The sequence below is a fragment of the Pseudarthrobacter sp. MDT1-22 genome, from assembly GCF_054511035.1.
In genome coordinates, this window is the sequence record NZ_JBTNDK010000010.1 from 39,569 (window position 1) to 54,824 (window position 15,256).

A 15,256-nucleotide genomic window follows, 5' to 3' on the forward strand; every position below is an offset into this window, starting at 1 on the left:
CCGGGGTGCCTATTTCCGCGAAAGCGCGGCAGTGAGTTCCTCGGGCCGCCTGGACGACGTCAGCCAATAGGGGGTCCGGTCGGACGGGTCCGTGATTTCGATCCGCACCACCGGGTCGATCCAGCCACGGATGCACAGGTAGGCGAGGCCGTTGAGCCGGGTCCCGCGCTGGGCCGTGGCGTCCTTGCCGTGGAACGCTGCCGCGTCGCCGACGAAGCGGCGCTCAATGGTGGCGCGTCCTACCGTCAAGGCGTCACTGGTGACAAGGATCGTCGGAGTGGACAGCACGAGCAGGACAGCAATGATCGTGAACAGGACGCCGGCCGCCGTATAGCCCGCAACCATGCTGATCGGGGCGAAAACGAGGATCCCGGCACCGGAGATCCCTGCCGCGATGATCCAGATCCAGACGTTCGGCCACAGCCTCTCCCGGAAAACTGCCGGGGTGCCGGCAGAGGGGGCGTCAGGGACGGGCGCGGTGGAGCTGGATTCGGGCATGCCACCAGCTTTCCACCTTTGGCTGGCTATTTCATCTTGGGTTCATCCGGTCTTGGCCTGCGACGTCCCGTTGAATCTAGGACGGAACTGCGGCTGGGCGTTAGAGTGAGTGACTGTGACTGACGAACTTGCCACTGTTGAAACCGTTCCTGACGATGAGCTGGCCGGCCCTGCACCGGATGCAGCCGCAGCCTACGGGGCCCCGACGCTGCAGGTGCAGCTGAAAATGCTCGACGCCGGGCTGGAGGCACCTTCCTATGCCCTCCCCGGCGACGCGGGAGCTGACCTGCGGACCCGGGAAGATGTGGTCCTGGCACCGGGGGAGCGGAAGCTGGTGGCTACCGGTGTTTCCATCGCGCTGCCGGACGGGTTTGTAGCCCTGATCCACCCTCGCTCCGGCCTGGCCACGAAGCATGGGCTGACTATCGTCAATGCGCCCGGCACTGTGGATGCCGGTTATCGCGGGGAAATTTCCGTGACCCTCCTCAACACCGATTCCAGGAACGCCATAGAGCTGCGGCGCGGCGATAGAATTGCACAGATGGTGATCCAGCGGGTGGAATATGCGCAGTTTGTCCCCGTCAACGAATTGAGCGAATCGGTGCGGGGAGCCGGCGGATTCGGATCCACCGGCGGCTTCACCTCGCCAAACGCCTGACACACCCGACGGCGGCAACCAGCGTTGGTTGCCCGCGGCAGCAAGACTTCCGACGGTACCCACCGGGCCCGGCGAGTCACTTTCACAACTAAGGAGACAATCCCCATGGTTTTTGGGCTCGGCAGGAAATCAAAGAAGGAACATCCGGCCGACCCGGACGAATCCCAGGCCTCAGTGGAATCAACGGATTCCGCTGACACGGCCTCGGCGGACGCCGGGCGTCGGGTTTCGGGCCCCTTTGATGTTTCCGAGGTCTCCAGCCGCGAGGGATATGTTGACCTCGGTGCGCTGCTGATTTCCCCGAGCGAGGGGCTCCAGCTCCGGCTCGAAGTTGAGGAAGCCACCCAGCGCGTGGTCGCTGTGACCATGGACCTGAACGGCTCCAGCCTTCAGTTGCAGGCGTTTGCTGCTCCCAAGACAGAGGGACTGTGGGACGAGATCCGCGAACAGATCGGTCAGTCCGTGGGAAGCCAGGGCGGGCAGGTTGAAGAAGTCCAGGGTGGCTTCGGAACCGAACTGATCGCCAAACTGCCCGCCGGTGCACAGGACGGCAGCCAGGGCTACCGGGTGGCGCGCTTCATAGGCATCGACGGGCCGCGTTGGTTCCTGCGCGGCGTCCTGGGCGGCGCGGCAGCGATGGAGCGCGAGGCTGCGGCACCGCTTGAGTCCCTTTTCCGCAAGATTGTGGTCATCCGGGGCGACAGCCCCATGCCGCCCCGGGACCTGCTTCAGCTGCGGCTGCCCAAGGATGCCAGCGTCACCCCGCCGCCTGGTGCCCCCGAATTCAATGCCCCCGAGTTCAAGGGCCCCGAACGTGGTCCGGAAACCACCCAGATTGGCTGATTCCCGCCAAGGTCCCCGGGAATCCTCCCCGGACGCGGGGATGCCGGTCAGCCGGCTGCCGGAACGGGGGAGGGTAGTGTGCCAGGGGCACATCGAATCGGTCACCTACATGCCCGCGGACCGGAACGCGGCATTCACCGCCATTGTCTCGGACCCCGACATTCGCGAGACGGGCGCCAAACCGGCACAGGGAACGGGTGGCCGCCTGCGTGTGGTCTGGCTGGGGCGGCGCAGGGTGCCGGGCATCGAGGCCGGGACCGTAGTCCGCCTTGAGGGCATGCTGTCCCAAAGCCAAGGCCTGCCCACCATGTTCAATCCACGCTATGAAATAGTTTCCCGCCAGGAGAACGAATGACCTCGCCCCAGCAGCCCGAGCCGTCCAAGCAGCCCGAGCCGTCCAAACAGCCCGAGCCGTCCGCGGTGAAGGGACTTGCTGAGGGCTATGCAGCCAAAGCCGGCCTGCACCGCACCCATGACGGCCGGATCGATGTCCTCAAGAGCGCCGGAGGAATCCAGGGCATCGCCGAGAGCATTGTGCCCGGCCTGGTCTTCCTGATCGCCTTTACCATCACGCGGGACCTGACGCCGTCGTTGGTGGCCGCGCTGGCCTCCGCCGCGGTGTTTACGGTGGTCCGCCTCGTCCAGCGGCGCCCGCTGACCCAGGCCCTCGCCGGCGTGGTGGGGGTGGGAATCTCGGCCTGGCTCGCCAACACTACGGGCAAGGCCGAGGACTTCTACCTGCCGGGCTTCTTCACGAACACCGCCTACATCCTCGCCATGGTGATCTCCATCGCGATCAAGTGGCCGGTGGCCGGCCTGCTGTTCGGGATCATCCGCAACGAAGGGCTGGACTGGCGCAAGGATCCCGCGCGGCTTAAGGCTTACCGCCTGGGCACGTGGATCATCGTGGCTGTCCTGGTACTTCGGCTGATCGTTCAGGTCCCCCTGTACCTGATGGGCGAGGACGGACTCGCCGCCCTGGCCACGACCCGCCTGATCATGGGGGCGCCGCTCTATATCCTCGGCGTCTGGATCGCGTGGCTTGTCACCCGGCCGGTACCGGCGGACGCCGACGCCCCGACGTCGGATCAGCCGCCGAGGCCGTCGTCCTCCAGCGCCTGAGTTTCGGCAGGCTGCACGCCTTCGGGCTCATGGGAGGCCTCCTCCGGCTCCTCCGCTGATTCGGGCGACAGCAGCGCACGCAACTGATCCTCGGCCGCGATGGTGGTGACGAAAAACAACTCGTCCCCGCCATCAATGACGTCATCCCGGCTGGGAGTGATGGGTGCGTGGTCCCGGAGGATTGCCACCAGCGTGGCGTCCTCGGGCCAATGGATGTCGCCCACCGTCAGGCCAATGACGTGCGAATCGTGCGGCACCGTGAACTCCACCAGCGAAGCGACGCCGGTCTGCAGTGTCAGGAGCCGGACCAGGTCGCCGATCTCCACCGCTTCCTCCACAAGCGCGGTCATCAGCTGGGGGGTGTTGACGGCAACGTCCACGCCCCAGGAGTCGTTGAACATCCAGTCGTTTTTGGGGTTGTTGACCCGACCCACGGTGCGGCCCACGCCGAATTCGGTCTTGGCCAGGAGCGAGACCACCAGGTTCACCTTGTCGTCGCCCGTGGCTGAAACAACGACGTCGGCGTCCTCCACTTTCGCTCCCTGCAGCGTGCTGAGCTCGCAGGCGTCGCCCACGAGCCAGTGCGCGCCGCGCAGCCCGCTGCGTCCGATGACCTCAGGTTTGAGGTCGATCAGCAGGATTTCGTGCTTGTGGGCCAGCAGTTCCCTGGCGATCGATGACCCGACGCTGCCGGCGCCGACGATAACAACTTTCACTACAACTCCTTGGCGGGTGCTTTGGCCAGAATCTGGGCGACCTGGGAACTGCGGTCCACCGGCAGCATGGCGTGGACTGTGTCGCCGTCCTGGTACGAAGTCCCGGTTTCCGGAAGCATGCCCTCGCCGAACCTGGTGAGGTATGCCACCCGGATGTCGGCAGCTTTTTCGACCTCGCTGATCCGGTGGCCGATCCAGCCGGCGTAGAGGTCCACCTCGGCGAGGACCAGCCGGCCGGAAGGCTCGCGGAAATCACCGGCGAGATGCTGTTCGGGCAGGATGCGGCGCAAGACCTGGTCTGCGCTCCACCGGACGGCGGCCACGGTGGGGATGCCGAGCCGTTGATAGATTTCTGCCCTGCCGGGATCGTAGATCCTGGCCACAACGTGGGGGACGTGGAAGGTCTCGCGCGCCACGCGGGTGGCCAGGATGTTGGAGTTGTCACCGCTGGAAACGGCCGCGAAGGCGTACGCCTCTGCCACGCCGGCCTGCTGGAGGGTGTCCCGGTCGAAGCCCACACCGGTGACTTTCCGGCCCGTGAAGCCCTGCCGAAGCCGGCGGAATGCGCGGTCGTCCTGGTCGATGATGGCGACGGAATGACCGGCGTCCTCCAGCGTATGCGCCAGAGTGGCCCCTACCCGGCCACATCCCATGATCACGAAATGCGCCACCGTATCTCCTCAACTTCCGTAGCCTGTTGCTGCTGCTAGAACTCTACCGGCAGCGCGCGTGCTGCATCCGCCCGGACGCCGTCATGACATGGGCAGGGAATCAGACTAGCTTTGTGGAGTGCTGACTATATTGAATGCCGTGAAACGGGTGCTGGTGGGCAGGCCCTTCAGGAATGACAGGCTCGCCCATACGTTGCTCCCCAAACGGGTAGCACTCCCGGTTTTCGCTTCCGACGCACTGTCATCTGTGGCTTACGCGCCCGATGAAATCCTGCTTACGCTGGCCCTGGCCGGCGTGAGTGCCGTGGCCTTTTCGCCGTGGGTGGGCCTGGCCGTGATGGTGGTCCTCCTGACGGTGGTGGCGTCCTACCGGCAGAACGTGCACGCCTACCCCTCCGGCGGCGGAGACTACGAGATCGCCAACGAAAACCTGGGCAAGTTTTCCGGGCTGACTGTGGCCTCGGCGCTCCTGGTGGACTACGTCCTGACGGTGGCCGTCTCGATGTCCTCGGCGGCCACCTACCTCACCACGGCGGTGCCGTCCCTGCACGGGCAACAGACCCTGTTCGCCACCATCGGCGTCGTAATCCTTGCCCTCGTCAACCTCCGCGGCATCAAGGAAGCCGGCAGCGTTTTCGCTGTCCCCACGTACATTTTTATGGCAGCGATCCTCGGCATGACAGCGGTGGGCGTCTTCCAGGCCGCCACAGGCCAGCTGGGCGAAGCACCGTCGGCGGCCTTCGAGATTGTGCCGGCTCCCGGTTTCGACGAAGGGCTGGTGGGCCTGGCCGGCGCCTTCCTCCTGCTCCGGGCGTTCTCCTCCGGCGCCGCCGCGCTGACCGGCATTGAGGCCATCAGCAACGGTGTGCCGAACTTCCAGAAACCGAAGAGCAAGAACGCGGCCACCACGCTGTTGCTGCTCGGCGTCATCGCCTCGTCCATGCTGGCCGGCATCATCTTTCTCGCCAACGCCACGAAGGTGCATATTGTGCTGGATCCGGCGACGGAATTCCTGATGAACGGCCTGCCGCTGCCGGAGGATTACATTCAGAGTCCGGCCATCAGCCAGATCGCCCAGACCATCTTCGGCCCGGGATCAATCCTGTTCTTCATCGTGGTCGCCGCCACCGGAGTAATCCTGGTGTTCGCCTCGAACACCGCGTTCAACGGGTTCCCGGTACTTGGCTCCATCCTCGCCCAGGACGGCTACCTGCCTCGCCAGCTGCGGACCAGGGGAGACCGCCTGGCGTTCAGCAACGGTGTCCTTGCCCTGGCCGCCGGAGCGTTGGTGCTGATCCTCGCGTTCAACGGCGACGTCACCAAACTGATCCAGCTCTACATCGTGGGCGTCTTTATTTCCTTTACCCTCAGCCAGCTGGGCATGATCCGGCATTGGGGGAGGCACCTCAAGCTCGCCAAGGACAAAGCCACCCGACGCCGGATGGTGAAGTCCCGCACCATCAACAGCATCGGGTTCGGCATGACGTCCCTGGTGCTGGTGATCGTGCTGATCACCAAGTTCCAGCAAGGCGCGTGGATCGCGCTGCTGGCCATGTTCATCCTGTTCCTGATCATGTGGAGCATCCGGGCACACTATGACAACGTGGCCAAGGAACTGGCCGTGGACGAGGACTCCTCGCCGCGTGCCTTGCCGTCCCGGGTCCACGCGGTACTGTTGGTGTCCCACGTGCGCAAGCCGGTGTTGCGTGCCCTGGCCTACGCCCGGGCCTCGCGGCCGTCGCGGCTGGACGCCATCACGGTGGACATTAATGCAGAGGAAACCGCGCATACGGTTGCCGACTGGGAAAAGCTGGAGATCCCCGTGCCGCTGACCGTCCTCGCCAGCCCGTACCGGGAAACCATCACGCCCATCATGGAATACGTCAAGAACATGCGCCGTGATTCCCCCCGCGACCTGATCGTGGTCTACATCCCTGAATACGTGGTCGGCAAATGGTGGGAACAGCTGGTCCATAACCAGACAGCATTGCGTATCAAAACCCGGCTGCACTTTGAACCTGGCGTGATGGTGGCCAGTGTCCCGTGGCAGTTGAAATCGTCCGAAGAAGCCAAAAACATGCAGGATATCCGATGAACCCCCAGACCCAGAGCCACCCCGCAGCTGCCACGGCAGCCCCCACCGAACTGGTGCTCGACGTCGGCCCGGTGGCCCACGGCGGCCACTGTGTGGCCCGGCACGAGGGCAGGGTTATCTTTGTCCGGCACGGCATCCCCGGCGAAAAGGTACGCGTCCGCCTCACCGACGCGGGGGAGTCTGCCAAGTTCTGGCGCGCCGACGTTGTGGAGGTGCTGGAAGCCTCCCCTGACCGGGCGGAGCACTTCTGGCGTCCGGCTGACTCCCTCCGCGCCTGGGCCCACGGACATCCGCCGGTGGGCGGAGCCGAATTCGGCCACATCTCCCTTACCCGCCAGCGCGCGCTCAAGTCGGCGGTACTGGCCGAACAGCTTCAGCGCCTCGCCGCCGTCGAACGCCTGCCCGACGGGCTGGACCTCGGAAACCTCGTGGAGGCTGTGGAGGCTGTGGACGCGGGCGGGCGGGATTCCAGCCTGGAGACTGAGTCAACGTACGACGCCGGCACTGGCCTGGGGTGGCGGACGCGCGCCAGCTTCTCGGTGACTCCGGGCGGCAAACTTGGCATGCACGCGCACCGTTCCGACCACATCATTGCCGTCCGGGAGATGCCGCTCGCAACGGAGCGCATCAACCGGCTGCGCTTGTGGGACCTCGACCTGACCGGCATCGAACGCGTGGAGGTGGCAGCGCCGTCGAACGGTTCACGCCCACTGGTGCTGCTGGCTCCTGCACCCGGCACCAAGCCCAAGCGGCTCAGTGCCATCGCGGCCCAGCTTCCGGACGACGTTTCCGTGGCCACGTTCGACCCCCTCACAGGGGAAGTCGCGCAGCTGCGTGGCCGGACCTGGGTCCAGGAGTCGGCAGCCGGCCACGACTACAGGGTTACGGGCGCGGGTTTCTGGCAGATCCACCGCGACGCGCCCGGGACGCTTGTGGGGGCCGTCACAGAATTCCTCCACAATGGCGGATTCCTGGCGCCGGGTTCCGTGGTGGCAGACCTCTACGCCGGCGCCGGGCTGTTCACGGCTCCATTGGCTGACGCGGTGGGGGAGACCGGGTCGGTTCTCTCGGTGGAAGGAGCACCGGGAACCAGCCGGGACGCCCGCAAGAACCTTCACGGTGCGCCGCAGGTGGAGATCGAGCACGGCCGGGTGGAACGTGTCCTCCGCCAAAAGCCGCGGAATTTCGACGCCATCGTGCTGGATCCGCCCCGGGCGGGCGCCGGGAAGCCCGTGGTCAGCCAGCTGATCGCCGCCGGCCCCCGCGCCATCGCCTACGTGTCCTGTGATCCGGCATCGTTTGCCCGGGACGTGGGGTACTTCCAGCAGGCAGGCTGGTCCCTGGCGGGCCTGCGGGCCTTCGATCTCTATCCGCACACCCACCACCTGGAGACGGTGGCGTTACTGACGCCGGGTCAGTGATGCTACTAGGATGGCGGTAGTAATCCCACGTCGCGCCCCGTATTCACGGCTGACCTCCTGCAATTTGTGTGGCCAGCACTAATTAGGCCTGCCTAACTAGCAAGCGGTCTACCGCGCGACAAAGATGAAACTGTTGCGAGAGGAGTCCTGCGATGAGCACAGTGGACAGCTTCGGTTCAAAAGGCAAACTTAATGTAGCCGGAACCGAATACGAAATTTTCCGGTTGAACTCCGTTGAAGGTGCAGAAAACCTTCCGTTCAGCCTCAAGGTATTGCTTGAAAACCTGTTGAGGACCGAGGACGGCGCGAACATCACGGCCGATCACGTGCGTGCCTTGGCTGGCTGGGATCCCAATGCCCAGCCCGATACAGAAATCCAGTTCACGCCTGCCCGGGTGATCATGCAGGACTTCACCGGCGTCCCCTGCGTGGTGGACCTGGCGACAATGCGTGAAGCGGTCAAGGAACTCGGCGGTGACCCCAAGCGGGTCAACCCGCTGGCTCCGGCGGAAATGGTCATTGACCACTCCGTGCAGATCGACGCTTTCGGCAACTCCGGCGCACTGGAGCGCAACATGGAGATCGAATACCAGCGCAACGGCGAGCGTTACCAGTTCCTGCGGTGGGGCCAGACCGCATTCGACGACTTCAAGGTTGTTCCCCCGGGAACCGGCATTGTGCACCAGGTCAACATCGAATACCTGGCCCGCACGGTCATGACCCGTGAAATTGACGGCGTCCTCCGGGCCTACCCGGACACCTGCGTCGGCACCGACTCGCACACCACCATGGTCAATGGCCTGGGTGTCCTGGGCTGGGGCGTTGGCGGCATCGAAGCCGAAGCGGCCATGCTGGGACAGCCTGTCTCGATGCTCATCCCTCGTGTTGTGGGCTTCAAGCTGACCGGGTCCATTCCGGCCGGCGCCACCGCTACGGACGTTGTGCTGACCATCACCGAGCAGCTGCGCAAGCACGGTGTTGTGGGCAAGTTCGTGGAATTCTACGGCGAAGGTGTTGCGGCAGTGCCGCTGGCCAACCGCGCCACCATCGGCAACATGAGCCCGGAATTCGGCTCCACTGCCGCAATGTTCCCCATCGACGACGTCACATTGGACTACCTGCGCCTCACCGGCCGCTCGGACGAAAATGTGGCGCTCGTGGAGTCCTACGCCAAGGAACAGGGCCTCTGGCACGATGCTTCCCGCGAGATCAAGTTCTCCGAGTACCTCGAGCTGGACCTGTCCACGGTTGTTCCCTCCATCTCCGGCCCCAAGCGTCCCCAGGACCGCATTGAGCTGACGGATGCCAAGGAACAGTTCCGCAAGGACATCCACAACTACGTCGCCATCGAAGACGGCAGCGTGGACGAGTCCCTGGACGAGTCCTTCCCCGCATCGGATGCACCGTCGTTCACGCACGCCGACTCGCACACCACCGAGACCAGCCGTGTTGTGTCCGCAGCGAACGGCGCCCACGGGCGTCCGACCAACCCGGTGCACATCAAGACTGAAGACGGCCGCGAGTTCGAACTGGACCACGGAGCGGTATCCATCGCCTCCATCACGTCCTGCACAAACACGTCCAACCCCTCGGTGATGCTGGCCGCAGCCCTGCTGGCCCGCAACGCCGTCGACAAGGGCCTGACCTCGAAGCCGTGGGTCAAGACCTCCGTGGCTCCCGGCTCCAAGGTTGTCACCGACTACTACAACAAGTCGGGCCTGACGCCGTACCTGGAGAAGCTCGGCTTCTACATCGTGGGTTACGGCTGTGCCACCTGCATCGGCAACTCCGGACCGCTGGACGCCGAAATCTCCGAGGCCATCCAGGCCAACGACCTTTCCGTCACCGCGGTGCTCTCCGGTAACCGCAACTTCGAGGGCCGGATCAACCCGGACGTGAAGATGAACTACCTGGCCTCCCCGCCGCTGGTCATTGCCTACGCCCTGGCCGGTTCCATGGACTTCGACTTCGACACCGATTCCCTGGGCAAGGACGAAGCCGGTAACGACGTCTTCCTGAAGGACATCTGGCCCAACCCGGTTGAGGTCCAGCAGGTCATCGACTCCTCGATCGACAAGGACATGTTCGCCCGCGGCTACGAGGGCGTCTTCGACGGCGATGCACGCTGGAAGGCGCTCGACACGCCGGCCGGTGACACCTTCGCCTGGGATCCGAACTCCACCTACGTCCGGAAGCCCCCGTACTTCGACGGAATGAAGGCGCAGCCGGAACCCGTCCAGGACATCTCCGGCGCACGCGTGCTGCTGAAGCTGGGCGATTCGGTCACCACCGACCACATCTCCCCGGCCGGTTCCTTCAAGTCGGACACCCCCGCCGGCCAGTACCTGCTGGCCAACGGTGTGCAGCGCAAGGACTTCAACTCCTACGGCTCACGCCGTGGCAACCACGAAGTCATGATCCGCGGCACCTTCGCGAACATCCGCATCAAGAACCAACTGCTGGACGGCGTCGAAGGTGGTTTCACCCGCGACTTCACCCAGGCTGACGGCCCGCAGGCATATGTCTACGACGCCGCGCAGAACTACCAGGCAGCCGGCACCCCGCTGGTGGTCCTGGCGGGCAAGGAATACGGTTCCGGATCCTCGCGTGACTGGGCAGCGAAGGGCACCGCCCTCCTGGGCGTCAAGGCCGTCGTCGCAGAGAGCTACGAGCGTATCCACCGTTCCAACCTGATCGGCATGGGCGTCCTGCCCCTGCAGTACCCGGCTGGCGAGTCCGCGGCCACCCTGGGCCTGACCGGCACGGAAACCTTCTCGGTTGAGGGCGTTATTGCCCTGAACGAAGGGACCACGCCCAAGACCCTCAAGGTCACCGCCACCGCAGAAGACGGCTCCGCCAAGTCCTTCGATGCAGTACTCCGCATCGATACTCCGGGCGAAGCCGACTACTACCGCAACGGCGGCATCCTGCAGTACGTCCTGCGCCAGATCTCGGCCAACTAGCCGGAATCTGAACCCACGCAGTACTCTTTCGAAGCCCCGGCCGGTCACCGACCAGCCGGGGCTTCGGCTTTGCATTTTCCGCAAGGCGTTAGAGTTAACAGGCACGTCTACCACCCGAAGGAGGGGTCATTGGGAATCTTGGACACCATCCGGAATCCGCAGGACCTGAACCAGCTGTCTCACGAGCAGCTCGAAGAGCTGGCCGCTGAGGTCAGGAGTTTCCTGATCACCAACGTCTCCCAGACAGGTGGACACCTCGGACCCAACCTCGGCGTTGTGGAACTGACCCTGGCCGTGCACCGCATCTTCGATTCGCCCCGGGACAGCATCGTGTTCGACACGGGCCACCAGTCGTATGTGCACAAGCTCCTCACCGGCCGCCAGGACTTCAGTACCCTGCGCCAGCAGGGCGGAATGTCCGGCTACCCTTCCCGCGCCGAGTCCGAGCATGACATTGTGGAAAGCTCGCATGCTTCCTCCTCCCTCTCCTGGGCGGACGGCATCTCCCGTGCCAGGCAGCTCACCGGCGAGTCGGAGCGTTACACCGTCGCCGTCGTCGGAGACGGGGCGCTCACCGGCGGCATGGCCTGGGAAGCCATCAACAACATTGCGGCGGACAAGCGCCGCCGCGTGGTGATCGTGGTCAACGACAACGGCCGCTCCTACGCCCCCACGGTGGGCGGCTTCGCGGACTACCTCGCCTCACTGCGCCCCACCATCGACTCGTTTCGCGCCGCCCCTGCCTATGAGGGCACGCTGGACTGGTGGAAGAAGAAGCTCCAGAACGGCGGCCCCGTAGGCCAGTTCACCTACAAGAGCCTGCATGCCATGAAAAAGGGCATCAAGGACTGGTGGGCGCCGCAGGGCATGTTCGAAGACCTCGGCATGAAGTACATCGGCCCGGTTGACGGCCACAACCTGCAGGCCATGGAGCACGCCCTGTCCACAGCCAGGAACTACGCCGGCCCCGTGATTGTCCACGCCATGACCGAAAAGGGCCACGGCTACGCCCCGGCCCGGGCCCATGAAGCGGACCAGTTCCACGCCGTCGGCATTATCGATCCGGAGACCGGTGAGCCGACGGGAGTTTCCGGGGCACAGTCCTGGACGTCTGTTTTTGCTGACGAAATCGCGAAGATCGCCGACGAACGCCCCGACATTGTGGGCATCACCGGGGCCATGCTCATTCCCGTGGGCCTGCATAAGTTTGCGGCCAAGCACCCGGACCGCGTGATCGATGTCGGCATCGCCGAGCAGCATGCGCTGACGTCCGCCGCCGGCATGGCTTTCGGCGGGCTCCACCCCGTGGTGGCCGTGTATGCCACCTTCCTGAACCGTGCCTTTGACCAGCTCCTCATGGACGTGGCCTTGCACAAAGCCGGCGTCACCATCGTCCTGGACAGGGCCGGTGTCACCGGCCCTGACGGGGCCAGCCATCACGGCATGTGGGACATGGCAATGGTCCAGATCGTGCCCGGACTCCACCTCGCCGCGCCGCGCGACGCCTCCCGGCTGCGGGAAGAGCTGCGCGAGGCCGTGGCCATCAGCGACGCCCCCACCGTGGTGCGCTTCTCCAAGGGCACCGTGGGCGCCGAAGTGGAGGCCATCGAACGCCTGGGCGACGGTGTTGACGTGCTGGCCCGCCGGCCGGCCGGCTCCACCGAAAACGACGTCCTGATCGTCAGTGTCGGAGCGATGTCCGAACTGGCCCTCGACGTGTCCAACCGCCTGGGCGCCCAAGGCATCAGCACCACTGTGGCGGACCCGCGCTGGGTGCTGCCGGTGCGGCGTTCCATCATCGCGCTGGCCTCCCACCACCGGCTGGTCATCTGCATCGAGGACGGTGTCAGGGCAGGCGGCGTCGGATCGCGGATCCGGCAGGAAATGCGCGCCGCCGGCGTGGACACCGCCCTGAACGAGGTGGGGCTCCCCGCGGAGTTCCTGGACCACGGCACACGCAGCCAGGTGCTGGAGCGCGTGGGGCTGACGGCCCAGCAGATCACGCACGACGTCGTCGCCCAGGTTCTGGGCACAAAGGTCCCCTTCGCGCGCCCCCTGCCAGGCCAGGAGCACCCCACCACCGGCAGCCTGCCGATCCTGTGAGGGAAGAAGACGCACTGAAGTATCCGTCCGCCGTCGGGGATTCAAGCCCGGCGAGGCACACGAGCACCACCCGCGTTCCTGCGGGACTGCAGCCAGGCCAGCTGGTGGTGGCCCGGAACCGGAAATGGAACGGGCAAGCCCACTGGGTGGTCCCGGGGCGGTACCTCGGCGAGGACCGGCACGGCTGGTGGATCTTCCAGGGAACCAACGAATTCTGTTCGCGCCCGGGCGCCGCCTTTTACACAGCATCCGACGCCGTGCTGCTGGTGCCGCGGTCCGGAGACTGGGTGGCCACGTTCTACGACGACGCCCACCCCAGCGGCGTCAGGGTCTACGTTGACCTCGCCGTCGCCCACGAGTGGACGGACATCCGGCCCGCCGTCACCGAGTTCCATGTGATCGACATGGACCTGGACGTGATCCGCATGGCCGGCCGGGGCGTCTTCATCGATGACCAGGACGAGTTCGCCGAGCACCGCGTCGCCATGAATTACCCGGACCTGCTGGTGGATGACATCCAGGCGGCCACGGACGAGCTATATCAGGCCGTCAAGGCACAGCACGCACCATTCGACGGAACAGACGCCGGATGGTTCACGAAGGGACGGTCATGAGCGGGATCATCAGGGTCTACAAACGGGACGACGAGGGAGTACTGCACTTCCGTGAAGGCTGGTTCGACGAGGACTACAGCCAGTTCGTGATGAACTACGGCGTGGTTGGCCACCAGAGCAAAACCGAAGAGACCGATGTGGCGGACGCCGCCGCGGTGGAGGGCCTGATGGATGCCTTTGCCGTCCAGTGCGCCGAGGACGGCTTCGCCGAAATCCCCGACGAGGACCAGTTCTGGGTGGTGGCGCAGTTCGCCCTCAAAACCAAGGAGGGCACGGACCGTGACCGCTACCTTGAGGAAAAGGCGAAGGACGCCCTCATCAGCCACCTGGCCTGGCGCGGCCTGGGAACCGTGGAACGCTCGGAGTTCAGCGACTATAAACTGAACATCTTCTGCCTCTGCCCCGACGTGAACAAGGCTGTCAGCGCAATCAAGGTCTGCAGCCGTGGCGAAGACCTCGACTTCACCAAACTCAGCATCGGCGCCGCGCCCTTCAGCGAACCGGACAACTTCAAACTCAAGCACTCCCCGAAGCCTGCCAACTCGTTCAGCCTCTAGAGGGGAAATCCATGCCTGACTACCGACGCCTGGGAAACTCCGGGCTGACCGTCTCCGTGGTGGGGCTCGGTTGCAACAACCTGGGCCGTGCCAATACGGTGACCGAATCGCAGGCGGGGACTGACGCCGTCGTTCATGCCGCCCTCGACGCCGGCGTGACGCTTTTCGATGTTGCTGACAACTACGGGCGGGAGCCCGGACTCAGCGAGACGATGCTGGGCAAGGCCCTGGCCGGCAAGCGGGATGATGCGGTGGTGGCCACCAAGTTCGGCATGGACGTCCGGGGTGCCAATGGCAACGACTTTGGGGCCCGGGGGTCACGGCGCTACATAGTCCGTGCGGTGGAGGCCTCGCTGCGGCGGCTGGGCACGGACTGGATCGACCTTTACCAGTTCCACACGCCTGACCCCCTGACCCCCATCGAGGAGACACTGAGTGCCCTCGATGACGTTGTCTCCAGCGGCAAGGTCCGCTACATCGGACACTCCAACCGCGCCGGCTGGCAGATTGCCGAGGCGGAATTTGTGGCCCGGGCCGCCGGCGGCACACGTTTCATTTCGACGCAGAACCACTACAACCTCCTGGACCGGCGGGCAGAACTCGAGGTCACCCCGGCGGCAGAAGCCTACGGCCTGGGTGTCCTGCCTTACTTCCCGCTGGCCAACGGCCTGCTGACGGGCAAGTATTCGCCGGGCTCGGCTCCGGCGGGGTCGCGGCTGAGCCATACGCGGACCAACATGGTGCACGACGCCGACTGGGACCAGCTCCAGCGTTTCAGTTCCTTCGCGGCAGTCCGCGGCCTGACCGAGATCCAGGTGGCCTTCTCCTGGCTCGCGGCCCAGCCTGCCGTCAGCAGCGTGATCGCCGGCGCCACCAGGCCGGAGCAGGTCCGCGAAAATGCGGCCGCTGCGGCCTGGGTGCCGTCGCCGGCAGAGCTCGCGGAACTGGATGCGATCTTCCCGAAGGTCCCCAAAGTTGCGCTCTTTTAGGAAACT

At 65.1% G+C, this 15,256-nt stretch carries 14 protein-coding genes; 11 read left to right on the plus strand and 3 right to left on the minus strand.

Annotated elements, in window-relative coordinates:
• Window positions 1–9: 9 nt before the first annotated feature.
• On the minus strand, window positions 10–498 hold the full coding sequence (locus tag ACX80M_RS09945) for a DUF3093 domain-containing protein (RefSeq protein WP_252600177.1): 489 nt from the start codon (window positions 496–498) through the stop codon (window positions 10–12).
• A 115-nt stretch (window positions 499–613) separates the two neighbouring features.
• On the opposite strand from ACX80M_RS09945, the gene dut reads away from it, so the two are divergent.
• The 4 genes from dut (at window position 614) to ACX80M_RS09965 (ending at window position 3,121) form a co-directional block, all read left to right on the plus strand.
• Window positions 614–1,156 carry a dUTP diphosphatase gene (gene dut, locus ACX80M_RS09950; protein WP_459309512.1) on the plus strand — a complete coding sequence of 181 codons (543 nt, stop codon included), beginning with the start codon at window positions 614–616 and terminating at the stop codon, window positions 1,154–1,156.
• A 105-nt stretch (window positions 1,157–1,261) separates the two neighbouring features.
• Entirely contained in the window at window positions 1,262–1,999 is a 738-nt protein-coding gene (locus ACX80M_RS09955) for a DUF3710 domain-containing protein (RefSeq protein ID WP_252600179.1), read from the plus strand.
• Window positions 1,992–2,354, plus strand: a complete 363-nt coding sequence (locus tag ACX80M_RS09960; RefSeq protein ID WP_374209911.1) for a single stranded DNA-binding domain-containing protein — start codon at window positions 1,992–1,994, stop codon at window positions 2,352–2,354. Before ACX80M_RS09955 ends, ACX80M_RS09960 begins: the two co-directional genes overlap by 8 nt.
• Window positions 2,351–3,121 (plus strand): DUF3159 domain-containing protein, encoded by a 771-nt coding sequence (locus ACX80M_RS09965; RefSeq protein ID WP_252600180.1) that lies wholly within the window; start codon window positions 2,351–2,353, stop codon window positions 3,119–3,121. Before ACX80M_RS09960 ends, ACX80M_RS09965 begins: the two co-directional genes overlap by 4 nt.
• Here the strand turns inward: ACX80M_RS09965 and ACX80M_RS09970 are convergent.
• Entirely contained in the window at window positions 3,088–3,837 is a 750-nt protein-coding gene (locus tag ACX80M_RS09970; protein WP_252600181.1) for a potassium channel family protein, read from the minus strand. The genes ACX80M_RS09965 and ACX80M_RS09970 overlap by 34 nt on opposite strands.
• Window positions 3,837–4,508 (minus strand): potassium channel family protein, encoded by a 672-nt coding sequence (locus tag ACX80M_RS09975; RefSeq protein ID WP_459309514.1) that lies wholly within the window; start codon window positions 4,506–4,508, stop codon window positions 3,837–3,839. The genes ACX80M_RS09970 and ACX80M_RS09975 overlap by 1 nt, the downstream gene beginning before the upstream one ends.
• A 118-nt stretch (window positions 4,509–4,626) precedes the next feature.
• On the opposite strand from ACX80M_RS09975, the gene ACX80M_RS09980 reads away from it, so the two are divergent.
• The 7 genes from ACX80M_RS09980 (at window position 4,627) to ACX80M_RS10010 (ending at window position 15,250) form a co-directional block, all read left to right on the plus strand.
• Window positions 4,627–6,603, plus strand: coding sequence for an APC family permease (locus tag ACX80M_RS09980; protein ID WP_252600182.1), 1,977 nt, complete (start codon window positions 4,627–4,629; stop codon window positions 6,601–6,603).
• Window positions 6,600–8,024 carry a class I SAM-dependent RNA methyltransferase gene (locus ACX80M_RS09985; protein ID WP_252600183.1) on the plus strand — a complete coding sequence of 475 codons (1,425 nt, stop codon included), beginning with the start codon at window positions 6,600–6,602 and terminating at the stop codon, window positions 8,022–8,024. Before ACX80M_RS09980 ends, ACX80M_RS09985 begins: the two co-directional genes overlap by 4 nt.
• 152 nt (window positions 8,025–8,176) lie before the next feature.
• Window positions 8,177–10,987 carry an aconitate hydratase AcnA gene (acnA, locus tag ACX80M_RS09990; protein WP_252600184.1) on the plus strand — a complete coding sequence of 937 codons (2,811 nt, stop codon included), beginning with the start codon at window positions 8,177–8,179 and terminating at the stop codon, window positions 10,985–10,987.
• A gap of 129 nt (window positions 10,988–11,116) precedes the next feature.
• Window positions 11,117–13,090 carry a 1-deoxy-D-xylulose-5-phosphate synthase gene (dxs, locus tag ACX80M_RS09995; protein ID WP_459309517.1) on the plus strand — a complete coding sequence of 658 codons (1,974 nt, stop codon included), beginning with the start codon at window positions 11,117–11,119 and terminating at the stop codon, window positions 13,088–13,090.
• Window positions 13,087–13,704, plus strand: a complete 618-nt coding sequence (locus ACX80M_RS10000; protein ID WP_459309518.1) for a DUF402 domain-containing protein — start codon at window positions 13,087–13,089, stop codon at window positions 13,702–13,704. The genes dxs and ACX80M_RS10000 overlap by 4 nt, the downstream gene beginning before the upstream one ends.
• A complete protein-coding gene (locus ACX80M_RS10005) occupies window positions 13,701–14,261 on the plus strand; it encodes a hypothetical protein (protein WP_252600187.1) in 561 nt (186 codons plus the stop codon). Before ACX80M_RS10000 ends, ACX80M_RS10005 begins: the two co-directional genes overlap by 4 nt.
• An 11-nt stretch (window positions 14,262–14,272) precedes the next feature.
• The gene (locus ACX80M_RS10010) at window positions 14,273–15,250 is read left to right on the plus strand and encodes an aldo/keto reductase (protein ID WP_252600188.1); all 978 of its coding nucleotides are present in this window, start codon (window positions 14,273–14,275) and stop codon (window positions 15,248–15,250) included.
• The last annotated feature ends 6 nt before the right edge of the window (window positions 15,251–15,256 follow it).

Excerpts from the sequence above, each read along its gene's own strand:
- ACX80M_RS10010 (WP_252600188.1), top strand. The coding sequence starts at position 14,273 with ATGCCTGACTACCGACGCCTGGGAAACTCCGGGCTGACCGTCTCCGTG.
- ACX80M_RS09955 (WP_252600179.1), top strand. The coding sequence starts at position 1,262 with ATGGTTTTTGGGCTCGGCAGGAAATCAAAGAAGGAACATCCGGCCGAC.
- acnA (WP_252600184.1), top strand. The coding sequence starts at position 8,177 with ATGAGCACAGTGGACAGCTTCGGTTCAAAAGGCAAACTTAATGTAGCC.
- ACX80M_RS10005 (WP_252600187.1), top strand. The coding sequence starts at position 13,701 with ATGAGCGGGATCATCAGGGTCTACAAACGGGACGACGAGGGAGTACTG.
- ACX80M_RS09985 (WP_252600183.1), top strand. The coding sequence starts at position 6,600 with ATGAACCCCCAGACCCAGAGCCACCCCGCAGCTGCCACGGCAGCCCCC.
- ACX80M_RS09965 (WP_252600180.1), top strand. The coding sequence starts at position 2,351 with ATGACCTCGCCCCAGCAGCCCGAGCCGTCCAAGCAGCCCGAGCCGTCC.
- ACX80M_RS09945 (WP_252600177.1), bottom strand. The coding sequence starts at position 498 with ATGCCCGAATCCAGCTCCACCGCGCCCGTCCCTGACGCCCCCTCTGCC.